This is a genomic window from Sphingobium lactosutens DS20 (genome assembly GCF_000445105.1).
GTDB lineage: Bacteria > Pseudomonadota > Alphaproteobacteria > Sphingomonadales > Sphingomonadaceae > Sphingobium > Sphingobium lactosutens.
This window is the reverse complement of record NZ_ATDP01000090.1, coordinates 80,751-104,502: the sequence shown is the minus strand read 5'-3', so window position 1 is coordinate 104,502 and position 23,752 is coordinate 80,751. Positions and strand designations below refer to the sequence as shown.

Here is a 23,752-nt window from a genome sequence, read left to right as displayed (position 1 = left end):
TGTTGATTTCCACTGAGAAGTGACCCGGGTAGGGCGTAAATTTCCACTGAGAATTGACCCATGTTGAACTCGTCCCTGGCTTTGACAAGCGAGGGTATATGGAGTGTTGGACATGGCGTTATTGAGCGTTATCCGGCGCTGGCATTTTCGCGATCATCTACCGATCCGGGAGATAGCGCGGCGCACCGGACTATCACGCAACACGATCCGCAAATATTTGCGGTCCGAGACGATCGATCCGCGGTTCAAGGTGCCTGATCGACCAAGCAAACTGGACCCATTTGCTGAGCATCTGGCGGCCTGGCTGCGGCGCGATATGGGCCGATCGCGCAAGCAGAAGCGCACGATCAAGCAGTTTCACGCCGATTTGGTGAGCCTGGGTTATGAAGGATCCTACAACCGGGTTGCCGCTTTTGCTCGGGACTGGCGCGAAGATTATCGGCGCCAGCAACAGATTGGCGGGCGTGGGACATTCGTGCCCCTGTCGTTCGCGCCGGGGGAAGCTTTCCAGTTTGATTGGAGTGAGGACTGGGCAATCATCGCCGGGGTTCGGACCAAGCTGCAGGTCGCGCATTTCAAGCTCAGTTACAGCCGGGCATTCATCGTGCGCGCCTACCTGCTGCAAACCCATGAGATGCTGTTCGACGCCCATAATCACGCCTTCCGCGTGCTGGGCGGCGTGCCGCGCCGGGGTATCTATGACAATATGCGCACGGCCGTCGACAAGGTCGGGCGTGGCAAGGAACGCACCGTCAACGCACGCTTCCTGACGATGGTCAGCCACTATCTGTTCGAAGCTGAGTTCTGTAACCCGGCTGCGGGATGGGAAAAGGGGCAGGTCGAGAAGAATGTCCAGGATGCGCGGCACCGTCTGTGGCAACCCACGCCGCAGGTCGAAAGCCTTGATGCGCTGAACCTGTGGCTGGAGGAGCGCTGCAAGGCGTTATGGGAGGACATCCCTCACGGGATCGAACCCGGATCGGTTGCCAATGCCTGGGCCGATGAATCTGAGTGTCTGATGGTTGCGGGCAGGCCCTTCGATGGTTTTGTGGAATATCGCAAACGGGTATCGCCGACGTGCCTCATCCACTTTGAGCGCAATCGCTACAGCGTACCGGCCTCTTTCGCCAATCGCACTGTCAGCCTGCGCGTCTATCCTGATCGCTTCCAGGTCGTCGCCGAGGGGCAGCCAATCTGCGCACATCAGCGCATCATCAACCGCTCTCACGACGGTCCAGGTCATACGGTTTATGACTGGCGCCATTATCTGGCGGTCGTGCAGCGCAAGCCCGGCGCCCTGCGCAACGGTGCGCCCTTCCTTGAGCTACCCGATGCGTTCCAGCGTCTGCAGCGACATCTGTTGCGCAATCCCGGCGGCGACAGGGAAATGGTCGAAATACTGGCGCTGGTTCTTCATCATGATGAGCAACTGGTGCTGACGGCGGTCACCATGGCGCTGGAGGCTGGCGTTCCGACCAAGACCCATATCCTCAATCTGCTCTATAGGCTGGTCGACGGAAAACCGATCTCCACGCCGCCGGTGACGGCGCCCCAGGCGCTCAAGCTGGTCAGCGAACCGATGGCCAATGTCGAACGCTATGATGATCTGCGCAAGGAGAAGCGTCATGCGTCATGACCCTGCCAGCGGCGCCATCGTCGTCATGCTCCGCAGCCTCAAGATGCATGGCATGGCGCAGGCCGTCACCGATCTCATGGAACAGGGATCTCCAGCGTTCGAAGCCGCCATCCCGATCCTCTCCCAGTTACTCAAAGCCGAGACAGCAGAACGGGAGGTTCGGTCTGTGGCCTATCAGCTCAAGATCGCGCGCTTCCCTGTCTATCGCGATCTGGCCGGCTTCGACTTTACCAGTAGCGAGGTCAATGAAGCTCTGGTGCGTCAGTTGCATCGCTGCGACTTCATCGACATCGCCGACAATATCGTGCTGGTCGGCGGTCCTGGCACCGGCAAGAGCCATGTGGCAACGGCGCTGGGCATCCAGGCCATCGAACATCATCGAAAGCGCGTCCGCTTCTTCTCGACGGTCGAACTGGTCAATGCGCTCGAGCAGGAAAAAGCACAGGGCAAGGCCGGTCAGATCGCCAATCGCCTCCTGCACTCCGATCTCGTTATCCTGGATGAGCTTGGATATCTGCCGTTCAGTGCTTCAGGTGGCGCGCTGCTCTTCCACCTGCTGAGCAAACTCTACGAGCGCACCAGCGTCATCATCACCACAAACCTGAGCTTCAGCGAATGGGCCACCGTGTTCGGCGACGCCAAAATGACCACGGCGCTCCTCGATCGGCTTACCCATCACTGCCACATCCTGGAGACCGGCAACGATAGCTTCCGCTTCAAAAACAGCTCTGCCAAGCAGGCCAGAACCCAAAAGAGAAAACCACGGGTTGACCCACCCGTGACACCCGAAACATAATCCGCAGACGGGTCACTTCTCGATGGAAAACCCGGGTCACTTCTCAGTGGAAATCAACAGATTCGGCCTGCCGGCCATCGATCTCAGCGTATTTGAGCCGGATTTCTGCTTCGCGCATCCTCTCCGAATAGGGTTCCGTTGACGGCTTCGATCCCACTTGCGCATCAGCGTAGGTCGCCGTCGAGGGCACCGTTAACGTATGAGGCTCGAGAACCTGACCCACCTGCGAGGCCATCCGGATAGAATATTCGAACGCAATAGTCCGCCTCGTCCAGATCGATGACAGCGGGTCTAGGGACCTTATCGGCATCTCCCTTCTCGATAAGCCAAAATGTCTCGATCCGGCGTCGTAACGCATCATCAGCCCAGATGTCTTTAAGGTCCTTGCCTTCGACCACCGCAAGCCAATTGATCGGAATGCGGCGGTGCCGTGTGAACGACATCAGCAACGGGGCTCGATCAGCCGCGATGTCAGTAGATGTATTGAGCCCGCCCGGCGAATGAAGCCGGGTGAACTCGACCAAATTGTCAGTCGCGCCGAGAGCGGCTTTATGACGGCTCATCGATTCATTTTCATCGCTCGTTGGGCAGCGGGACTCCCTGAGCAGCCAGTCCTTGAACTCGGTCAGATATTATCCAATCGACATATCAAGTTCCTAACTAGGCTTAGTTGGGCAAGGCACCTCGATCGACGTCCCTGAAGTGGTGGGCTTTGCGGGCACCGAAATTAGGCGTGCGCGATTGAAGTAGACGACAGCATGGCGCATCGGCGCAAGGCATGCGGTTAGCTCTCGAAAGTTCTCCATTCGCGGCGCGAACGTCGCGGCGTTGGATCGTCTGGCTAAGTCGTTTGGCGTGGTGCCGCCTCGGTAAAGTGCGATATCGAAAAAAATCTCCGCGCCAGAGTGCGTAAAACGCGATCCCCAGAATGATCTCAATCATCTGAAGGGCGCCCTCTGGCGCGTCTTAGGTGGTCGCTTCAGCCGATTCCTTTGAAAAAAGAGAACTACGGCGTAATCTCTGTTCAAGTTAATGTGCATGAATCTTTAATGAGAATCATTGCATGACACGCCCGAAGCGCTTATCTGGAGCCCAGGAGATTTGACATGTCGGCCCTCAGCGATCTCAAGCGCCACCTGCGCCCTGGACAGGTTTACCGTCGCAAGGATCTCGCCCGCTGGTCCAACGCCGTCGATCGTCATGTGCGGCAATTGCTGGATGAAGGGCGCCTCGAAAAGGTTTCCGCCGGTGTCTATATGGCGCCGCGTCAAACAAGGCTCGGGGCGGCACCTGCCAAGCCCGAAAAGCTCGTCGAGACATTTCTCGGCGACGACCGTTTTCTGATGGTCTCGCCAAATGCGTTCAACGGGCTCGGGGTCGGTACGACGCAGCTCTACAACGAGCCGGTCGTCTACAACCGCAAGCGGCACGGGAAGTTCACCCTTGATGGGCGTGTCTATGATTTCCGGATGCGGCCGTCTGTACCCAAGCGGCTGTCCAAGGAAATCCTGCTGGTCGATCTGCTGCACAATCTCGATCGGCTGCCGGAAGACAAATCGGCAGTGCTCCCGCGCGCGCTCGAGCGGGCGAAGGAAATGGATCGTTCCCGTCTTGCCAAGGCGGTCCAAGATTTTGGCTCTGCGCGGGCTGAACGCTTGCTCTCGCCTGTTCTCGAACGGGCTTGATCTGTCGGCGGCTAGCGCACGATCCACGGCTCCGCGTCCTGCCGGCGCCGGTCGATCTCGGCAGCTTTCCCGTTGAGATGACATGGCATGTCCGCTACCGTCACGACCCGGCCCACCGCTGGCTGCGTGGACTGGTCGGGCAAGTGATCGGCGAACTCGCGGCGCCAGCTTGACGTTAGCCTTCCTCCGTTGATCATGCTCTCGAACGTTTGCTCTCGCCTGTTCTCGAACGAGCCCGAAGGCGCGTGGCCCCGGGATTATTTAGCGTTCTGGATGTTTGGTCATTCGCCAAGGTTCAAATAGTATCTTGTGTGCTTCAGTTCCCCTTCCTTTCGAAGGGCTCCCAACTCGACCAGTTCTGCGAGATCGCGAGTGGCCGTCGCGGGGGCTGCGTCGGTGATGGTCCGGTAGTTTGCCGCGCTCAGGCCACCCATGAAGCCGTCTGGGCCCTCGGCGAACATTCGGATGAGCGCCTTCTCCTGCCGTACGTTGATCCGATCGCGGAGGCGATCGAGCAACTTGGTCTTAGACAGGAGGAAATAAACCCGATCGAGTGTGCGCTGTTGGGCGGCAAGCGCGATATCCGAGAACCATTCGAGCCAATCGTCGATCCGGTTCGACAGGCTCGCCCATTGAAGCTGGGCGTAGTAATCCTTGCGGTGACGCTGGACGGTCTCTGCAAGAGCCGTGATCGCGGGCGCGCCGAGCCCTTGGGCCAGAGCCTTTTCCGCAATCGCGCGGCCGAGGCGACCGTTGCCATCTTCGAAGGGGTGAATGGTCTCGAACCACAGATGAGCAATACCCGCTCGCGTCAATGCGCTTACCGGTGAAGGGCCGGCCGGCCCGGTATCGTTGAACCAGGCAATGAATGCGCCCATCTCGCCTGGCACCGCTTGCGATGGCGGCGCCTCGAAATGCACCTTCGGCGCGTGCAGGGCTCCCGAGACGATCTGCATGGGATCGGCATGTGTTCGATATCGGCCTATATCGGCGAGGTCCCGCCTACCGTTCATGAGCAAGGCGTGCCAATAGAACAGCATGGCATCGCTGACCGGCTCGCCATAGCTGCGGAAGAGATTCGCCATGAGTTCTGCAGCGCCCGCCTCGGCGGCATTGGCGCGGCGGTGGTCGGCTTTAATTCCCAGGTGCTTCGCGACGGACGATTGCACGCTCGCGCGATCGAGGATCTCTCCCTCAATTGCAGAGCTATCGACAGCTTCCTGTGCCAGGAGTTCGATGGAAAGGTTCTGACGATCGTCGGCATCGAGGTGGGCCATGACACCGACCAGAATACCGGCACCCTTCAGAAACTGGTCCTCACGGCCTCTCAGACGCGTCGCGTCATAGGCGAAGTTAGGCCAGTCGGGTTGTTGCCAATTCCAACGCATGATCGATAGAACCCCTTCCTATCGATTATATATCAGCATTATTTGATCTATAAAAGATGTCACTATCGCTCAAAACGCCGCGTCGGCCAACTCTGCCGCCAGATGAGTTCGGCCTTCAGGGATTTGAAGAAAGTCTCGACGGACGCATTGTCGTAGCAATTTCCCTTGCCGCTCATTGATGGACGCAGGCCATAGGCCTGCAGCTTTTTCTGATAGTCGTAAGAGCAATATTGGCTGCCGCGATCCGAATGGAAAAGGCAGCCCTCGGGAGGCTGACGCAGGCGCACCGCCATATCCAGGGCCCTGATCGCCAGCTCTTTCTTCATCCTGTCGCTGACTGCCCAGCCCACGACGCGACGGCTATGCAGGTCCAGGATGACGGCCAGGTAGAGCCAGCCTTCGGATGTCCAGATATAGGTGATGTCGCCGGCCCATTTACGGTTGGGCGCATCTGCGGCAAAATCGCCGTCCAGCCAGTTCGCTGCGACACCCAGGCGATGGTGGCTGTCAGTCGTAACCCCTTCGACATGCTCAGGACAGGCTTGTGCTTGCGCGTGCGGACTGGCTTGATCCCGTTGATCTTCATCAGCCGCCCGACCCGGCGCTCGCCAACATCGAGCCCCACCTCCTTCAACTCCATCGTCATGCGAGGACGACCATAGCTACCGAGGCTGAGGCTGTACTGCTCCCTGATATGGGCCAGCACTTTCATATCCGTCCTCTCCCGCCGACTGATCGGTCGCGAGCGCCAGGATCGATAGCCGCGCTCACTGACAAACATGACACGGCAAAGCAGTTCAATGGGCCACCGATGCCGCCAGCTATGCACAAACGCGAACCTCACGGCCTTTGGCTCGCGAAGAACTGCGTGGCCTTTTTTAGCACTTCCCTCTCCTCCCGCAGCACGCGGTTCTCAAGGCGAAGGCGTTCATTCTCACGCGCCAGATCTGCCTGCGGCGCTGCCTCCAGGTCAGATGGCCGATACTGTGACACCCATTTGCCCAGCGTCGACTTCCCTATCCCCAAATCCGATGCAACCCGGTCGCGGGGCAACCCGCTGGTCAGTGCAATCCGCACCGCCTCCCGCTTGAACTCTTCTGTATGCTTCATCATCTCGTCGGTCTCCTGTCGCGAGCTCTAATCGCTCAGGTGACCGGCGCAAATCCGTTACAAGTCCACAAGTGGCATAATGAGATAGGCGACCGGCGCAAATCCGGTACAAGTCCAGATCATTTGGCGTCATCAAGGACGCTCACGCATGACTGGCTGGCGAAGCGCCTTCCAGAAGTCCGCGAGGGAAGTGCAGAGTAAACGCCGCACCGCCCTCCTGCTGGTTCGCGGCGGATGCCCGGACGCCCATCGCATCCGCGAAGCCCTTGACAATGGCCAGCCCAAGGCCGCTGCCGCCGTGGCGGTCGCCGCCGCGTCCCTGTGTGAAGGTTTCGAATATCCTGGACTCTTCCCCGACTGGCAGGCCCGGTCCACCATCGAGTATCGACAGTTCGACCGCGTCGGGGGTGCGGCGCCCTTCGATCGTGATACTGCCCCCCTCGCCGCCATGCTGCGCCGCGTTCGCCAGCAGGTTGATCAGAATATGATGGAGCAACGTCGGGTCTGCGGTGACGAAGGGCAGATTGACAGGGACCTTCAGATTGATGTGGCGACCACGGAAAAGCTCCTTGAGATCATGTACCGCGCCGGCGACCGCGTCGATCAGGTCGATGGGCTCCGGGTGTAGCTCAAGCGCACCCGCGTCGATCCGAACCATATCGACGAGATTATCCAGATACCGCCTCAGCCTCGCGACCTCCATCCGCGCGATTGCGAGCGTGGGCGCATGCGGAAGCTCGATGCCGGCCGCCTCGACGGCGCTCGCGACCGATGTCAGCGGCGTTCGCAGATCATGCCCGATCGAAGACAGCAGCGCCGCGCGCAGGCGATCGCGCTCCTTGAGCACTGTGACTTCCCTCACTTCGTCCTCCAGGCGCAGCCGCTCATGGGCAAGCGCGGCCTGACCCAGCAAGGTTTCAAGCAGCACAGCCTGGTCGGCGCGCACCGGATCGCGTCCGTCTGGCCGCGCCATGCCGATCACGGCCAGAACGCCCAGCGCCGTCTTGAGCGGATGGAATTGCCAGTCGGCGGCGCTGAGCGTGCCCGTACCGGAACCCGCGACCTCGCCCCGGCTCCACGCCCAGTCGGCAGCGGCGCGGTTGATCGGGTCGAGCTCACCTGGCTTGTCGGGACAACTTGCGACGATGGCGAGCCCCGCGCTGCGCTGGTTGAGAAGGACGACACTGAGGTCGAGCAGGCGGCAAACCTCCTCGCAGATGATGCGCGACGTGGTTTCCCAGTCCGACGCCTTTGCCAATGCCTGACCAAATGCCGCGATCGCAGCATTCTCCTGAGCGCCGCGCGCACCGATGGTGGCGCGCGCCTTGAGCTGTCCGGTGAGATTGGCGGTAAAGGCCGCGATGCCGATCAGCACGAATAGGGTGAGGACGCTCTGTGGATCCGCGATAGTGAAGGTGTGCAAGGGCGGCAGGAAGAAGAAATTATAGGCCAGCCCCGCACCCAGTCCGCAGACAAGACCCGGACGAAGCCCGTAACGCGCGGACGCGACAATGACGGGCAGCAGGAAGAAGAGATCGACGCCACCAAGGCCGATCCAGGGTTCGGCGAGCTTGCCGAGGCCGACGGTCAGTCCGATCAGCGCGACGATCGCGCCATAAGCGGTCCTGCCTCCCCATGCGTGCGGAGCAGATCGTACGGTTGGCGGCCGGCTGCCATCTGCCGCGGCCGGGACGACATGCACCGCCAACCCGTTGCCCAAGCGGAGCATTGCGCTCACCACCGAACCGTGGCGCCACTCGAACCACCAGCTTCGTTCGGACTTGCCGACGACGAGCTGCGTCGCCCGCATGCCGCGGATATGGGTAGTCAGCCCTTCTGTCACGCTCCCGGCGGGCACGGTCGCGATGGTGGCGCCCAGATTGGCGGCAAGGCGCAACGTGTCGGCGATGCGGCGTTTCTCGTCTTCGCAGAACTGTTGCGCACGCGGCGTTTCGACGTGGATGGCCTGCCACGGCGCTCGGAGCGCATCGGCCAGGCGTTTGGCGGAGCGCACCAATATATCAGAGCCTGGCAGCTCGCTGACCGCAACGAGAACGCGTTCGCCGCCCGCGAAGGTTCCCGGCAGCGCGCCGGCGTCGAGATGATCGAGCAGCGCCCGGTCGATGCTGAGCGCGGCACGGCGCAGCGCCATCTCGCGCAAGGCCGACAGATTGGGCTTGGAGAAGAAGTGGCCGAGCGCGCGCGATGCCTCGGCAGGGACATAAACCTTGCCAGCCTTCAGGCGGTCGATCAGTTCGTCGGGCGGCAGATCGACCACTTCGATCTCCGCGCCGTCGAACACGCTGTCGGGCACCGTTTCGCGCACGCGCACACGGGTGAAGCTGGCGACAACATCGTTGAGGCTTTCGACATGCTGGATGTTGAGTGTCGTATAGACGTCGATGCCGGCGTCGAGCAGCTCCATGACGTCCTGCCAGCGCTTGGGATGGCGGCTGCCATCGACGTTGCTGTGCGCGAACTCGTCTACGAGCGCGAGTTCAGGGCGTCGCGCGAGCACTGCGTTGAGGTCCATCTCCTCCAGCACATGGCCGCGATATGCGCGCTGGCTGCGTGCCACGACCTCGAACGGAGCGACCAGCGCCTCGGTTTCCGCGCGGCCATGCGTCTCGACGACCGCCACCACCACATCGGTCCCGCCGCGCAGACGTTCGGCACCCTCTCTCAGCATCTCAAAGGTTTTGCCCACGCCGGGTGCCGCACCGAGAAATATCTTGAGCCGCCCGCGTCCTTCGCGGCTCGCGGCACGCAGCAGCGCCTCTGGCGAAGGACGGGATTCGGGATCTGTCATGCCGCGACCCTGCCGCAGCGGCCAAACAATGCCAATGCCGGGCAGCACGAAACTAACGCAATCTTAATGGCCTGACCCAGCATTCACCGGCGAAACTTAACGCCCACCGCGCCTAGATCGGACCGACAGCCCCCGCGCCGCGGGAGGCGCCGAACCGATCGGAGCACGGCCATGCAGAACCTGATCTGGCTCGCCATTCTTGGCGGGCTTTTCGCCGCGACGCTCGCCTTCGTCCGTGTGTGCGACGGGGCGTGAGGCGATGACCCTCCACCTTGCGCTCGGCGGCATCACTGCGCTCGCCCTCCTCATCTATCTCGTCGTCGCGCTCGTCCGGCCCGAGAAGTTCTGAAAGCCATCGTCATGACCGTCCAGGGCTGGACCCTCATCCTCCTCTTCGCCGGCCTAGTCGCGGCGCTCGCCAAGCCGATGGGCCATTGGCTCTACGCGCTCTACGAGGGACGCCGAACGCCGCTCCATGCCGTGCTGGGTTCCGTCGAGCGCGGTTTCTACCGCGTCGCCAGAATCGACCCCGATGCCGAGCAGGGCTGGCGGCGCTATGCGCTCCACCTGCTCGTCTTCAATGCCGTGCTTCTGCTGTTCACTTATGCGGTTCTGCGCCTGCAGGGCGTTTTGCCGGTGAACCCACGCGGCCTGCCGGGCATTGAAGCCAATGGCGCATTCAACACGGCGATCAGCTTTACCACCAACACCAACTGGCAATGGTATTCGGGTGAGGTGGCGCTGTCGAACCTCAGCCAGATGCTCGGCCTCACCATTCACAACTTTTTGTCGGCCGCCACCGGCATCGCCGTCGCTTTCGCGGTGTTCCGTGGCTTTGCCCGGCGGCAGGCGAGCGGAGTCGGCAATTTCTGGGCGGACGTCACGCGGGTGACGCTCTACCTACTGCTGCCGCTCTGTCTGATCTACGCGCTCTTCCTCATCGCCAACGGCGTGCCGCAAACCTTTGCCAGCATCGTCGATGCGACCACTTTGGAGGGCGCGCGCCAGTCGATCCCTCTCGGTCCCGTCGCCTCGCAGGAGGCGATCAAGATGCTGGGCACCAACGGCGGCGGATTCTTCAACGCCAATAGCGCGCATCCGTTCGAGAACCCCAACGCGCTTACCAACTTCGTCCAGATGTTGTCGATCTTCGCCATCGGCGCCGGGCTGACATGGACCTTCGGCAAGGCGGTGGGCAATAGCCGCCAGGGCTGGGCGATCCTCGCCGCGATGCTGATCCTGTTCACCGTCGGGGCGGGTGTCGCCTACTGGCAGGAAGCGGCAGGCAATCCGCATCTCCATGCGCTCGGCATTACCGGTGGCAATATGGAGGGCAAGGAGGTCCGCTTCGGCATCGCCGCTTCCGCGCTGTTCGCCACCGTCACCACCGCCGCGTCCTGCGGCGCGGTCAACGCGATGCACGACAGCTTCACCGCATTGGGCGGGCTTGTGCCGCTATTCAACATCCAGCTCGGCGAAGTCGTCATCGGCGGCGTCGGCGCGGGGATCTATGGCTTCCTCCTGTTCGCCATCCTCGCGGTGTTCGTCGCGGGGCTCATGGTCGGGCGTACCCCGGAATATGTCGGCAAGAAAATCGAGGCGCGCGAGGTCAAGCTGGCGGTGCTCGCCATCGCCATCCTGCCGCTCTCGATCCTCGGCCTCACGGCGCTGGCATCGATTTTGCCCGATGGCCTGGCGGGGCCGCTTAACAAGGGGCCGCACGGTTTTTCGGAAATCCTTTACGCCTTCAGTTCCGCGACCGGCAACAATGGCTCCGCCTTTGCCGGGCTGAGCGCGGGCACGCCCTTCTACAACGGTCTTCTCGGCGTTGCGATGTGGCTTGGCCGCTTCTTCGTGATCGTGCCGATCCTCGCCATCGCGGGCAGCCTCGCCGCCAAGAGGTACACGCCCGAAACTCCCGGATCCTTCCCCACGACGGGGCCGCTGTGGGTCGGCCTGCTCGTCGGGATCATCCTGATCCTCGGCGGGCTCACCTTCCTCCCTTCGCTCGCGCTGGGGCCTGTCGCGGATCATATCGCGATGGTCCACGGCCAGCTCTTCTGAGTGACTCCCATGGCAACCAAGACCAGCCTGTTCACCGCCGACCTGATCATCCCTGCGATCGGCGATTCATTTCGCAAGCTCGATCCTCGTCAGCTGATCCGCAATCCGGTGCTCTTTACCACCGCTGTAGTGGCCCTGTTGCTCACCGTCCTGCTGGCGCTTGGCGGGGAGGGGTTGTCGCTTTCCTTCCAGATCCAGCTCATCGTCTGGCTTTGGCTGACCGTGCTCTTCGGCACCTTCGCGGAGGCGTTGGCCGAAGGGCGAGGCCGTGCGCAGGCCGCATCGCTCCGCGCGACCAAGGCCGAGCTTCGGGCGAAGCGCCTGGCAGGCGTCGGGGACGCATGGAGCCTCGTGGGTGCCTCGCATCTTGATCGTGGTGACGTCGTGCTGGTCGAAACCGGCGACCTCATCCCCGCCGATGGCGAGGTGATCGAGGGCGTAGCCAGCGTCAATGAAAGCGCCATCACCGGCGAAAGCGCGCCGGTCATTCGCGAGGCGGGCGGCGACCGCTCAGCGGTGACGGCGGGTACCCGCGTCATTTCCGACCAGATCAAGGTGCGCGTCACGCAGGAGCCGGGCCAGGGCTTTCTCGATCGCATGGTCGCACTCGTCGAGGGGGCGGAACGCCAGAAGACGCCGAACGAGATCGCGCTCACCATCCTGCTCGTCGGCCTCACCATCATCTTCCTGATCGCGACTGCGACCATCCCCGGTTTTGCAAGCTATGCGGGCGGCAGCATTCCGGTCACGATCCTCGCGGCGCTTCTCATCACGCTCATTCCCACCACCATAGCCGCGCTGCTGTCGGCCATCGGGATTGCGGGCATGGACCGGCTGGTGCGCTTCAACGTCCTCGCCAAGTCGGGCCGCGCGGTAGAGGCGGCGGGCGACATCGACGTGCTGCTGCTCGACAAGACCGGCACGATCACGATCGGCGATCGGCAGGCGAGCGCCTTCCACCCCGTGGCCGGTGTCGGCATCGAAGACCTTGCCCGCGCTGCGGTTCTCGCCAGTCAGGCCGACGAAACCCCGGAGGGTCGTTCTATCGTCACGCTGGCCGGCGAACGCTATGGCATTGTGGTGCCAAGTCTGCCTGCCGGGGCCGAGATCATTCCCTTCACCGCTCAGACCCGCATATCGGGCGTGCGGATGGCCGATGGCGTCATTCAGAAAGGCGCGGTCGATTCGGTGCTGCGCGCCAACCCCGGCGTCGGCGACGGCGCTGCCGCCGATCTGCGCGAGCTGACCGACAAAATCGCCCGCTCGGGTGCGACTCCGCTGGCGGTGGCGAAGGACGGCCGGGTGGTGGGTGCAGTGGCGCTGAAGGACGTTGTCAAGGCAGGGGTCCGCGAACGCTTTGCCGAGCTGCGCCGCATGGGCATCCGCACGGTGATGATCACCGGCGACAATCCGCTCACCGCTGCGGCCATCGCGGCCGAAGCGGGCGTCGACGACTTTCTGGCGGAGGCAACGCCCGAGGACAAGCTCGACCTCATCCGCAAGGAACAGGCGGGTGGGCGGCTGGTCGCGATGTGCGGCGACGGCACCAACGACGCCCCGGCGCTGGCGCAAAGCGACGTCGGGGTGGCGATGAACACGGGCACCCAGGCCGCGCGCGAGGCGGGGAACATGGTCGATCTCGACAGCGACCCCACCAAACTTATCGAGATCGTCGGGTTGGGCAAGCAGCTGCTGATGACCCGTGGCGCGCTCACGACCTTTTCAGTCGCCAACGACGTCGCCAAATATTTCGCGATCATCCCCGCGATCTTCGTCGCGCTCTATCCGGGGCTGGGCGTGCTGAACGTGATGGCGCTGGGATCTCCGGAAAGTGCCATCCTGTCGGCGATCATCTTCAACGCGCTCATCATCCCCTGCCTTGTGCCGCTGGCGTTGAAGGGCGTGACCTACCGGCCGATGGCTGCGGGTCCGCTGCTGGCGCGCAACCTTGCCGTCTACGGCCTTGGCGGACTGGTCGCGCCGTTCATCGGCATCAAGCTCATCGACGTCATCGTCTCCGGTCTCACCTTCGCCTGAGGATCACGAACATGCTCAACGATCTCACATCCGCCCTGCGTCCGGCGGTGGTGCTCACCCTGCTGTTCGCGCTGCTGCTGGGCCTCGCTTACCCCGCAGCGCTGACCGGAGCGGGCCAGCTTCTCTTCCCCCATCAGGCGAACGGCAGCCTGATCCGCGAAAATGGCAGGATCATCGGCTCCGAACTTCTCGGCCAGCGGTTCGCCGAGGCGCGATACTTCCACGGGCGGCCCTCGGCGGCGGGGAGCGAGGGCTATGACGCAGCGGCGTCCTCTGGCTCGAACCTTGGTCCCAACGCGCAGGCGCTGATTACCCGGGTGAAGGCCGATATCGCTGCCAATCCGGGCGTGTCAGGTGAACCAATACCGGCGGACATGGTGACCGCGTCGGCATCAGGGCTTGATCCCCACATCAGCCCCGCCACGGCGTTGGCGCAGATCGACCGGGTCGCAGCGGCGCGCGGGCTAAAGCGCGAGACAGTCGAGGCGCTCGTCAGCGACCATATCGAGACCCCGCTGTTCGGCCTGTTGGGCGAGGATCGCGTCAATGTCCTGGCGCTCAACCGCGCGCTCGACCGCGATGGCCGACGGCCCTAAAAGGGAAGGCATGCCGTTGCCTACCAAGCTGCTCGTCATTGAGGATGATGCCCATATCCGCCGCCTGCTGCGCGCCGCCATCCAGCGCGCGGGGCATGTCGCGGTGGAGGCGGCGACCGCGCGCGAGGGGCTGGCACTCCTCGACATCGAAAAGCCCGACGCCGTGCTGCTCGACCTCGGCCTGCCCGACCGCGACGGTATCGAGCTGATCCAGCCGATCAGGGCGCGATCGAAAGCGACCTTGATCGTGGTGTCGGCGCGCGAGGACGTGTCGGAAAAGGTCGCGGCGTTGGACCTTGGCGCCGATGATTATCTGACCAAGCCATTCGACACCGAGGAACTGCTCGCCCGCATCCGCACCGCGCTTCGCCACCGGCTCGCAGGCCATACGGAGCAGGCGCGCGTCGTCTGCGGTGATGTGGAGATCGATCTGGCCCATCGACGCGTGCGTCGCGGTGGCGAGGAGGTGCATCTTTCGCCCAAGGAATATGACGTGCTGGCGGAATTGGCCGCGAAGGCCGACCGCGTCATCAGCCACGCGCAACTGTTGCGCAACGTCTGGGGTCCCGCGCACGAGCGCCGCGTCGATTATCTGCGCATCGTCGTGCGCAACCTGCGCCAGAAACTTGAGCCCGACCCGGCCCGGCCGACACTGATCCAGAATGAGCCGGCGGTCGGATACAGGCTCAAGACGACCTCTCGTCAATGCACGGTTACGAACGTTAGACTTGTCTGTCCGGTGACTGCGTCTGGAGCGCTTTACGGCAAACGGACCCACCGCCATTTCGCGCGCCAAAAGCAGCGTTCCTAAGATCCCCCGATGTTTTCAGTATAATGAAAACAAATGGTGCCCGGGGACGGAGTCGAACCGCCGACACTGCGATTTTCAGTCGCATGCTCTACCAACTGAGCTACCCGGGCACGGGATTTCGGCGAAGCGTGCGCCGATTGGAGGCGTGCCTATAGGCGTCAATCGAAGGGGCTGTCCAGCCCTTCGTCGCGGTTTTTTTGCTGCATGTCGTCGGCGGGGGGACCAGCCACGCGATACCCCTCGCCCAGCCATTGCAGCAGGTCCCGGTCGCGGCAGGCCGCACTGCAAAAGGGACGGCTTTCGGGCCGGGAGGGCTCCGAGCAAATGGGGCAGGTGGCGGGTTTAGGCGACATGGCCGCCCGATATGGTCAGGGCCGGGTCCGCCCGCAAGCCCACCTCTCCGCCGCGCCGCCGCGCGAGCAGATCGATCCACTCGGGCCGCTGGCGCAGCAGGTCGATGACGGCGGGCGCGGCGATCAGCGTCGCCGCGCCGCCCGTCCCGTGCCGCTCAGCCCGGCGCAGCAAGGCCAGCGCAGCCGTCAACACCGGATTTTCGCGCAGCAACTCCATCACATTCGCACGCTCGCGGCGGCGAATGATCTGCAGGAAGCCAAAGCCGTTCACCGCCGTCCGTTCAAAGGGCAGCGGCAGATATTTGTCGATCTGGGCGGCTGCGATCATCCGCTCGTCCTTGTTGTTCATCGTCGGCAGGTCGATGCCGATCGACCCGCTCAGACCCATGCGCCGGATCGTCTGCGCCGCGAGCTTCGCGCCCTTTGGCCCCAGTTGCGCGGGGGGCAGGGAACCGTCGACATCAATCAACAGCATGGCGGGCGTCAGATAAAGGCGCAGGGCGGCCGCTTCGGTGCCCACCTCCCCGCTCATCGCCTCCTCCATCAATTCGCTCCAGCCATGCGCCTCCAGCCGGTCCTCCTCATGCGCTGGGCAGGGGACGACGGGCACGCCGGTCGCGCGGATGCGCTGGAGCAGGCTGGGGCCGGGATGCGGCTTGACGCCAGGCGGCGCAACGCGGGCCTTGGCGCGCTTGGGCCGCCCCTCTTCCGCGATCGCCTCGCGCAGGATTTCGACCAGCACATTGGCCCCTTCGGCCAGGCGCGGCGGGATCGGCTCCAGCAGCGCTTCCTCGCCGGAAAGCAGGCGAACGACGCCACGCTTCTTGGGGATAAGGGTAGCGATCAACCGCCCCTGTACGACAGAGCCAGCGCGCGCAGCGTCCGTTTCCCGCTCGATCAGCGCCTCGACCAGTCGGCCATGCTCGATCAGCCCGGCCCGCGCCTCGCCAATTCCTTCTTCATAAAGCCATTCAGCCAAAGGTGTATCCCGCAGATTCGAGGAGCGCGCGCGTGTCATAGAGCGGCAGGCCGACGACGCCCGAATGGCTGCCGGACAGAAAGCGCACGAAGCTTTCCGCGCGCCCTTGGATGGCATAGCCTCCGGCCTTGCCCAGCCCTTCGCCACAGGCGACATAACGGTCGATGTCCCGCGGCGTCAGCCGCTTGAACGCCACTACCGTATCGGCCAGGCGCAGCCGCGCCTTGCCGTCCAGGCCGATAAGACACACGGCCGACAGGGCATGATGCCGCCGTCCCGACAACAAGCCGAGCAACGTGCGCTGCACATCCTCCGTTTCAGCCGGCGGCAATATCCGCCGCCCGAGCGCGATCGTGGTGTCGCCCGCGATCACCAGTTCGTCAGGCCCGCGTTCGACGGCCTGCGCCTTTTCCTGCGCAAGCCGCAGCGCATAGGCGCGCGGAAGCTCCGCCTTGCGCGGACTCTCGTCAATATGAGGGCCAACAACGCGATCAGGCTGCACCCCGATCCGCGCCAGCAGGTCGCGGCGGCGCGGGGAGGTGGAGGCAAGCACGAGCCGCATCGGCCCGGTCATTTGAAGCGGTAGGTGATCCGACCCTTGGTCAGGTCGTAGGGTGTGAGTTCGACGAGCACTTCGTCGCCCACGAGCACGCGGATGCGGTTCTTGCGCATCTTGCCGGCCGTGTGGCCGAGAATTTCGTGATCATTTTCCAGCCGCACGCGGAACATGGCGTTGGGGAGAAGCTCCACAACCTGTCCGCGCATTTCAAGCAGTTCTTCTTTGGCCATAATATCCCGGATATGCGAAAAATCGCGCCGCCATAGCGTTAAACGGTGCAAAATGAAAGTCAGGCGTGCGAACCGAATTTTTCGCCGGCAGCATGCAGCGCCGCGAAGATCCTATCGAGCTGATCAGCATCGAGACAATATGGCGGCATCAGGTAAATGGTGTTGCCCAGCGGCCGAAGCAAGAGGCCACGTTCCAGAAAGAAGGCGCGGAGCCGGGGCGCCAGATCCGACAGATAGCCCGCGTCCGGCGTCACCAGGTCGATCGCGACGATCGTGCCGGCCTGACGGGGATTGGCAAAGGCGCGATGGCGCGCAAGGGCGGCGAGTCGATCCGCCATCGCCTGCGCCAATCGCGTGATCCGGCCCAGCACATCTTCCTCGCGCCAGATTGCCAGATTGGCGACCGCCGCGGCGCAGGCGATCGGGTTGGCGGTGTAGCTGGACGAATGGTAGAAGAGCCGGGCGCGATCGGTCGACCGGTGCGCTTCGAAGATAGGCGCGGTGGCCAGCGTCGCTGCCAATGGAATCGCGCCGCCCGTAATCCCCTTCGCCACCGCCATGATGTCCGGAACGACCCCAGCCTGTTCGCAGGCAAAGACCGTGCCCGTCCGCCCCCACCCCGTCATCACTTCATCCGCGATGAACAGCACGCCGTGACGGCGGCAAATGGCGGCCATCTCGCGCAGGACTTCGGCGGAATAGACGAACATGCCGCCCGCGCCAAGGATCAGCGGCTCGACGAGGAAGGCGGCGGGATGGCGGGCGCAGGCGACCTCCAGCGCATCCAGGCACGCCTGTTCCCGTCCCGGCGCCGGAAAGGGGATGGTGTCGACGTCGAACAGCAGCGGGGTCCAGGCGGCATTATAGACGCCCCGTTCCCCCACCGACATCGCGCCGATCGTGTCGCCATGATAGCTATGGTCCAGCACCAGAATGCGGCTGCGCGCCTGCGCCGCCCCGTCCAGCGACAGATTATGCCAATAGCCGAGCGCCATCTTGAGCGCGACTTCGACCGCCGTGGAGCCGCTGTCGGAATAGAAGACATGCGCCAGTTTCGGCTGGTCATCCGCGCGGGGTGCCAACGCAATCAGGCCCCGCGCCACCTCTTCGGCCGGTTCGTGGGTGTAGCCGGCAAAGATCAGTTGATCGAGCGTCCCGGCCTGCTGCGCGATGGCGGCAGCGATGCGGGGATGGCAATGGCCGTGCGTCGTCACCCACCAGCTGGAAATGGCGTCGATCAGCGTCGAACCATCGGCCAAATGCAGCAGCGCGCCTTCGGCGCGAACCACATGGGGTATGGCTTCGTTGAGGCCATGCTGGAAAAAGGGGTGCCAGACAGGAGAGGTCATGGACGCCCCTTAATCCAAGGTCCGGATGAAGACTATGGCGACTTGAGGGCAGCTTTGGGCGCAGGATTGGCGGCGTTGGGCGCGACCGGCGGCGGGACCACCACCCTGGGCAGGGCGACCGTCACCTCCACGCGGCGATTCTTCGCCTGGCCTTCGGGGTCGTCGCTGCCGTCTTCCCGGACATTGGGCGCAACCGGCCGGCCTTCGCCAATGGCGATGAGAGTGATGCGGTCCTTGGCCACGCCCTTTTCGACCAGATAATCGCGCACCAGTTCGGCTCGCTTACGGGAGGCGACCTTGTTGTCGCCATCGGCCCCGCGCGAATCGCTGTGGCCCCGCAGCGTGATGGGGCCGCCAGCCGTCATCGCCGGTGTGGCGATCAGCGCGTCGAGCGCCTGCCGGGCGGCGTCATCCAGCTTCATCGGTGTTTCGCCAAAGCCGATCACCGCCTGCGCCGGCTCGATCTTGGGCGGCTCTTCCGGCTCGGCCACTTCGGGGCGCAGGATGGACCGCTGCGGCTCTGCGGCATTTGCGCTTTCATTGGCGCCCGCCATCACCGAAACCGCATTGTCGGCATCGTCGACCGCAGCATTGGTCCCATTGGCCGGATCAGTCGCCTCGGGCGGCTGACAGGCACATAATGCGCCCAGCAGCAGGAGGGCTGGAGCCAGTCTTGTCATTCATCCTCTCCTTTCGGCTTCGGCTTGGACGGCGGCACATAGGTCAGGATGGTGTCGCCCGGTTGCGGCGTCGGCCGCGACGCATGGGTGAAGAAGCGCAGCGCGCCGCTTTTGCGCAGCAACAGCAGCATGTCGCCGCCTTCGGACAGGGACGCTTTGGCCGCATCGAAATCGAACTGCTCGCTGATGCGCGTCTTGCGGAAGGTCCAGCCCTGCTCCTCGCGCTGGATGATGTCCTCCACGCCATGGCCGGCGGAAAACAGCGCCCGGCCGCGCAGCGATTCGGGCAAGGCGCGCGGGTCCTCGTCATTGCTCGCGTCGCCCAGCTGATACACATTGTCGCGGCCGACTTCCGGCGCGAACTCGGTGCAGACCAACGCATTATAGGCTTCATTGTCGGTGGTTGCGGCCAGCACCTGAAATTGCGCGAGGTCCAGCCGTTCGTCCGTCGCCTCCGACAAAATCTCGCCATGATAGGTGGGAATGCCGGCGTGGCGCGCAGGGGACAGGCGCTGCCAGCTATTGTCCGCGATCGTCACCGGCACTTCCAGCTGCCGCAACTGCGTCGCCAGCTCCAGGCTGAACGGCGTGGCCCCGACGATCAGCAGGCCGCGCTCGGCCGCGCCCGTCACCTTGAGCAATCGCGCCACCGGTCGGATCGAAAAGCCGTGGAACAATATGGTCGCCACCACCACGGCAAAGGACAATGTCACCAGGATCGACCCGTCGCTATAGCCCAGCCGATCGAGCCGCAGCGCGAACAGGCCGGAAATCGCCACCGCGACGATACCGCGCGGCGCGATCCAGGCGACCAGCAGCCGCTCGTTCCAGGGGACCTTGGTGAAGGCCAGGCTGATCAGCACGGTCGCGGGCCGCACCAGGAACATCAGCACCAGCAGGAAGGCCAGGAAGCGCCATTCGAACTGGCGCAGCGCCTCGAAATCCAGCGAGGCGGACAGGATGACGAACACGCCCGATATCAGCAGGACAGTGACATTCTCCTTGAACGGCTGAATGTCGCGCAGGGAATCAAGCCGCATATTGGCGAGCGCCACGCCCATGATCGTGACCGCCAGCAGCCCGGTTTCCTGCTGGATCGCATTGGAAAGGACGAAGACGCCGATCACCGCGACCAGCAGGACGGGCGCCTTCAGATATTCGGGCACATGACCGCGCGGGAAGGCCCATCCAAGCGCCCTCGCCGCCAGCCAGCCGATCAGGCCCGCGACCACCGCCGCCGCGACCAGCGCGAAGATGACCGAGGCGAGCGAACCGCCTTCCCCAGCGCGCCGCAGATATTCATAGGTCACGACGCCCAGCAGCGCGCCGACCGGATCGTTGACGATCGCTTCCCATTTCAGGATCGCGCGCGGTCGCGCCGCGACATTGGACTGGCGCAGCAGCGGCAGCACCACCGTCGGCCCTGTCACCACCAAAATGCCGGCGAATAATATGGCCACCGGCCACACCAGGCCCGCGACATAGAAGCAGGCGACCGCCCCCAATATCCAGCCGATCGGCGCACCCAGCAGGACCAGCCGCGTGACCGCGCCGTCGGTCTTGCGCAATTCGCGAAAATTGAGGCTCAGCCCCCCTTCGAAAAGGATCAGCGCGACGGCCACCGACACCATCGGTTCCAGCAACTCGCCAAACACATGTTCGGGATTGATGAGATGCAGCACCGGCCCGCTGATGACACCGGCCGCCAGCATCAGCGCGATGGCGGGCCAGCCGGTGCGCCAGGCGATCCATTGGGCGCCGATGCCGAAGATTCCGATCAGCGCAATGGATAGGGCCTGGTCATGCATGGCGCGGAGCATAATCAGACTGGATCGTCGCCGTCACCCCCGATATTTTCGCTCGGATCGGGAACCAATTTCGTGCGCCAAATACATAAAAAGGGCAGCCCCTTTCGGGAACTGCCCTCCTGCTCTGCTATGCCCCGTGGCTTATTGCGGCGGCTGGGCCGGCTCGGCAGGTTGCATCGCGCCCGCGTCCGGTGCGGCCGGGGCTGCAGGCGCGGCGGGTGCCGATGCCTGGATACGCTGCTGAAGCGCAGGGTCGGCCGCTGCGGCCTGCCCGATCTGGTTGAACTTTTCGGGGGGAAGGCCGGACGATTGCACCGCGGCCAGCATCTTGGGCTGCTTGTCCGCTGCCGAAATCGTGCTGTCCTGCTGAATTTTCGTCACTTCGACGGCCGCGGCGGCAAATTGCTTGATTTCTGCGTCCGTGAAGTTGCCTGCGCCAGCCGCGGGCGCGGGTGTCGCCGCAGGCGCAGCTGGCTCTGCGGGAGCCGCCGGGCTCATCTGCGCATAAAGCGGGGTGGCGGCCAGAAAAGCGGCCGACATAAGACCAGCCTTGGTCAAACGGGATTGGATCAGACCCTTCATGTTCAGTCTCCTGCATGTCATTACCCAAATAAAATGGGTGAAGCATGCAGGGGAGGAAAGACCCTTTTGGCTGAATCGAGCCATCCGATAGACGACTGCCCGGTTCCATTCAGCCGACCCTTTTTTTGTCACGGCCTGTCGGCGCAAAATCATGGACAAGGCCGGCGAATGTCTCCGCCGGCCGTCTTTATTCTTACCAGATCTTCACGCGATTTTCCGGCGTCAGATAGATTTTGCCATTGGGCGACGGCTTGAACGCGTCATACCAGGCATCGAAATTGCGCACGATGTCGGTGCGATATTGCGACGGCGCGTGCGGGTCCGTGACCAGCCGCTGACGCAGATTGGCTTCGCGGTAATTGCGCCGCCACACTTGCGCCCAGCCCAGGAAGAAACGCTGATCGCCGGTCATGCCGTCGATCACCGGCGCCTTCTTGCCGCCCAGCGAGGCATGATAGGCGTCCAGCGCGACCGCCAGACCGCCCAGGTCGCCGATATTCTCGCCCAGCGTGAAAGCGCCCTTCACATGCGCGCCGGGGAAGGGCTCATAGGCATCATATTGCTTGACCAGCTTGTCGGTCAGCGCCTTGAAATTGGCGACATCCTGGTCGGTCCACCACTGGTTGAGCTTGCCCGTCTCGTCATATTTCGCGCCTTGGTCGTCGAAATGATGGCTGAGTTCATGGCCGATCACCGCGCCGATGCCGCCATAATTGACCGCCGGGTCCGCCTTGGGATCGAAGAAGGGCGGTTGCAGGATGGCAGCCGGGAAGACGATTTCCACCATGCCGAAATTGGCATAGGCGTTGATCTCCATCGGGGTCATGCCCCATTCCCAGCGATAGATGGGCTTGCCGAGCTTGCCGATATTATAGTCGAACTCGAAGGCGTTGGAGCGCATCGCATTGCCGAGCAGGTCGTCGCGCTTGATGTCCAGCCCCGAATAATCGCGCCATTTGTCGGGATAGCCGATCTTGGGCGTGAAGGCCGCCAGCTTCTTGTGCGCGCGCGCCTTGGCCGTATCGCTCATCCAGGGCAGCGCGTCGATGCGGCGGCCCATGGCGGCGAGCACATTCTTGACGAGGTCATCCATCGCCGCCTTGGTTTCGGGCGGAAAATATTTGGCGACGTAGATTTTGCCGACTTCCTCGCCCAGCGATTCCTTGAGGAAGGTGACGCCGCGCTTCCAGCGTTCCTCGCGCTCGGGCGTGCCCGACAGGGTGGTGCCGTAAAAGGCGAAATCCGCGTCGGCGACCGTATCGGGCAGATAATCGGCATAGGCATGCAGGCTGGACAGCAGCAACCCGTCCTTGAGCACCTGCATCGGCGCCTTGGCGATCAGCGCCGCTTCGCCGGTAATGGCGCTGGGCTGCGCGACCAGCAGGCTCGTCGGCTTGAGGTTATTCGCGGCATAATAGCCCGCAAAGTCGAAGCCCGGCGCGGCCTGCTCCAGCTGCGCCAGCGTCATCTTGTTATAGGTCTTGTCGGCGTCGCGGCTGTCGATCTGGGTCCAATGGACCTTGGCGATCTCCGTTTCGAACGCCATCAACGCGGCGGCGCGCGCCTTTGCGTCGCTCTGGCCGGCCAGGGTCAGCATCTTTTCCAGATGGGCGACATAGGCGGTGCGGATCGCCGCCATCTTCTCGCCCTGGTCGAGATAATAGTCGCGATCGGGCAGGCCAAGCCCCCCTTGCATCATCGAGAGGATGTAGGTTTCAGGATCTTTGTCATCCTGTCCGACATAGAATCGGAACGGTCCGCGAATGCCGGCGCGCGCTGCTTTCGCCGCAACCTTGGCATAGCCGGCGCGATCCTTCACCGCCTCGATTTCGGCCAGCCATGGCTTGATCGGCGCCATGCCCTTCGCCTCGACCGCAGCCTTGTTCATATAGGCGGCATAGGCATTGCCGATCTTGCTGTTAGGATCGGTCTGCGCAGCCTCCAATATCCCCTTGGTGCGTTCGCGCGACAGGTCGTCCAGGATATTGAACGCGCCATAGTTGGACTTGTCGGCCGGAATAGGCGTGTTCTTCGCCCAGGTGCCATTGGCATAGTCGTAGAAATCGTCGCCCGGCTTGACCGACCTATCCATGCCGCTTTCGTCGAAGCCATAGCTGCCATAAGTCGGCTTCGCGGTGGTGGACGATACAGCGGCCGGCGTCGCGGCCTGATCGGCATGGGCCACGGTCGCGGGTTGATCGGCATGGGCCGCAGTCGCGGCCAGGGCAAGCGCGCTGACGGCGGCCCCCAGAATATATTTGGTCATCAAAGCGTCCCTTG

At 63.3% G+C, this 23,752-nt stretch carries 19 protein-coding genes, 1 tRNA gene and 2 pseudogenes; 8 read left to right on the top strand and 14 right to left on the bottom strand.

Annotation, left to right across the window (positions count from 1 at the left end; genetic code table 11):
* The first annotated feature begins 112 nt into the window (after nt 1–112).
* Both istA and istB read left to right on the top strand, forming a co-directional pair.
* Nucleotides 113–1,636 carry an IS21 family transposase gene (gene istA / locus RLDS_RS41295; protein ID WP_009823850.1) on the top strand — a complete coding sequence of 508 codons (1,524 nt, stop codon included), beginning with the start codon at nt 113–115 and terminating at the stop codon, nt 1,634–1,636.
* Nucleotides 1,626–2,432: an IS21-like element helper ATPase IstB gene (istB, locus tag RLDS_RS41290; protein WP_009821099.1), complete on the top strand. Its 807-nt coding sequence runs from the start codon at nt 1,626–1,628 to the stop codon at nt 2,430–2,432. The genes istA and istB overlap by 11 nt, the downstream gene beginning before the upstream one ends.
* A gap of 164 nt (nt 2,433–2,596) precedes the next feature.
* On the opposite strand, the gene RLDS_RS55975 is transcribed toward istB, so the two are convergent.
* Nucleotides 2,597–2,995 carry a hypothetical protein gene (locus RLDS_RS55975; protein WP_021226288.1) on the bottom strand — a complete coding sequence of 133 codons (399 nt, stop codon included), beginning with the start codon at nt 2,993–2,995 and terminating at the stop codon, nt 2,597–2,599.
* 543 nt (nt 2,996–3,538) lie between these two features.
* On the opposite strand from RLDS_RS55975, the gene RLDS_RS41285 reads away from it, so the two are divergent.
* The gene (locus RLDS_RS41285; protein WP_021226287.1) at nt 3,539–4,117 is read left to right on the top strand and encodes a hypothetical protein; all 579 of its coding nucleotides are present in this window, start codon (nt 3,539–3,541) and stop codon (nt 4,115–4,117) included.
* A gap of 281 nt (nt 4,118–4,398) precedes the next feature.
* Here RLDS_RS41285 and RLDS_RS41275 read toward each other — a convergent pair whose 3' ends face one another.
* From RLDS_RS41275 to RLDS_RS41260, 3 genes and pseudogenes are all read right to left on the bottom strand, one after another.
* A complete protein-coding gene (locus RLDS_RS41275; protein ID WP_021226285.1) occupies nt 4,399–5,505 on the bottom strand; it encodes a Fic family protein in 1,107 nt (368 codons plus the stop codon).
* A 74-nt stretch (nt 5,506–5,579) separates the two neighbouring features.
* A pseudogene (locus RLDS_RS57000) lies at nt 5,580–6,618 on the bottom strand (IS3 family transposase); the annotation flags it as partial.
* A gap of 139 nt (nt 6,619–6,757) precedes the next feature.
* Nucleotides 6,758–9,424: a sensor histidine kinase gene (locus RLDS_RS41260; protein WP_031298227.1), complete on the bottom strand. Its 2,667-nt coding sequence runs from the start codon at nt 9,422–9,424 to the stop codon at nt 6,758–6,760.
* 259 nt (nt 9,425–9,683) lie between these two features.
* Here RLDS_RS41260 and kdpF point away from each other — a divergent pair, with 259 nt between their 5' ends.
* From kdpF to RLDS_RS0128245, 5 genes and pseudogenes are all read left to right on the top strand, one after another.
* Entirely contained in the window at nt 9,684–9,773 is a 90-nt protein-coding gene (gene kdpF / locus RLDS_RS41255; RefSeq protein ID WP_021226281.1) for a K(+)-transporting ATPase subunit F, read from the top strand.
* 11 nt (nt 9,774–9,784) lie between these two features.
* Nucleotides 9,785–11,488: a potassium-transporting ATPase subunit KdpA gene (kdpA, locus tag RLDS_RS41250; protein WP_021226280.1), complete on the top strand. Its 1,704-nt coding sequence runs from the start codon at nt 9,785–9,787 to the stop codon at nt 11,486–11,488.
* Between the two features lie 9 nt (nt 11,489–11,497).
* Nucleotides 11,498–13,525 carry a potassium-transporting ATPase subunit KdpB gene (kdpB, locus tag RLDS_RS41245; RefSeq protein ID WP_021226279.1) on the top strand — a complete coding sequence of 676 codons (2,028 nt, stop codon included), beginning with the start codon at nt 11,498–11,500 and terminating at the stop codon, nt 13,523–13,525.
* An 11-nt stretch (nt 13,526–13,536) separates the two neighbouring features.
* Nucleotides 13,537–14,121 carry a potassium-transporting ATPase subunit KdpC gene (gene kdpC / locus RLDS_RS41240; RefSeq protein ID WP_021226278.1) on the top strand — a complete coding sequence of 195 codons (585 nt, stop codon included), beginning with the start codon at nt 13,537–13,539 and terminating at the stop codon, nt 14,119–14,121.
* 10 nt (nt 14,122–14,131) lie between these two features.
* Nucleotides 14,132–14,809 (top strand): annotated as a pseudogene (locus RLDS_RS0128245) (response regulator); the annotation flags it as partial.
* 157 nt (nt 14,810–14,966) lie between these two features.
* Here RLDS_RS0128245 and RLDS_RS41235 read toward each other — a convergent pair.
* From RLDS_RS41235 to RLDS_RS41195, 10 genes are all read right to left on the bottom strand, one after another.
* A tRNA-Phe gene (locus RLDS_RS41235) sits at nt 14,967–15,042 on the bottom strand.
* A gap of 48 nt (nt 15,043–15,090) precedes the next feature.
* Nucleotides 15,091–15,285, bottom strand: a complete 195-nt coding sequence (locus RLDS_RS55335) for a DNA gyrase inhibitor YacG (RefSeq protein WP_084514811.1) — start codon at nt 15,283–15,285, stop codon at nt 15,091–15,093.
* Nucleotides 15,275–16,264, bottom strand: a complete 990-nt coding sequence (locus tag RLDS_RS41230; RefSeq protein WP_021226276.1) for a hypothetical protein — start codon at nt 16,262–16,264, stop codon at nt 15,275–15,277. The genes RLDS_RS55335 and RLDS_RS41230 overlap by 11 nt, the downstream gene beginning before the upstream one ends.
* On the bottom strand, nt 16,257–16,826 hold the full coding sequence (locus tag RLDS_RS41225) for a Maf family protein (protein WP_021226275.1): 570 nt from the start codon (nt 16,824–16,826) through the stop codon (nt 16,257–16,259). The genes RLDS_RS41230 and RLDS_RS41225 overlap by 8 nt, the downstream gene beginning before the upstream one ends.
* Nucleotides 16,827–16,834: 8 nt before the next feature.
* On the bottom strand, nt 16,835–17,053 hold the full coding sequence (gene infA, locus RLDS_RS41220) for a translation initiation factor IF-1 (protein ID WP_003049127.1): 219 nt from the start codon (nt 17,051–17,053) through the stop codon (nt 16,835–16,837).
* A 59-nt stretch (nt 17,054–17,112) separates the two neighbouring features.
* Nucleotides 17,113–18,402, bottom strand: coding sequence for an adenosylmethionine--8-amino-7-oxononanoate transaminase (locus RLDS_RS41215; protein WP_021226274.1), 1,290 nt, complete (start codon nt 18,400–18,402; stop codon nt 17,113–17,115).
* A 32-nt stretch (nt 18,403–18,434) separates the two neighbouring features.
* On the bottom strand, nt 18,435–19,082 hold the full coding sequence (locus RLDS_RS41210) for an OmpA family protein (protein WP_021226273.1): 648 nt from the start codon (nt 19,080–19,082) through the stop codon (nt 18,435–18,437).
* Complete coding sequence (locus tag RLDS_RS41205) at nt 19,079–20,902, bottom strand: cation:proton antiporter (RefSeq protein WP_021226272.1); 1,824 nt, start codon at nt 20,900–20,902, stop codon at nt 19,079–19,081. Before RLDS_RS41205 ends, RLDS_RS41210 begins: the two co-directional genes overlap by 4 nt.
* A 129-nt stretch (nt 20,903–21,031) precedes the next feature.
* On the bottom strand, nt 21,032–21,472 hold the full coding sequence (locus RLDS_RS41200) for a DUF4168 domain-containing protein (protein ID WP_021226271.1): 441 nt from the start codon (nt 21,470–21,472) through the stop codon (nt 21,032–21,034).
* A 193-nt stretch (nt 21,473–21,665) separates the two neighbouring features.
* Nucleotides 21,666–23,738, bottom strand: a complete 2,073-nt coding sequence (locus RLDS_RS41195; protein ID WP_021226270.1) for a M13 family metallopeptidase — start codon at nt 23,736–23,738, stop codon at nt 21,666–21,668.
* Nucleotides 23,739–23,752: the final 14 nt, after the last annotated feature.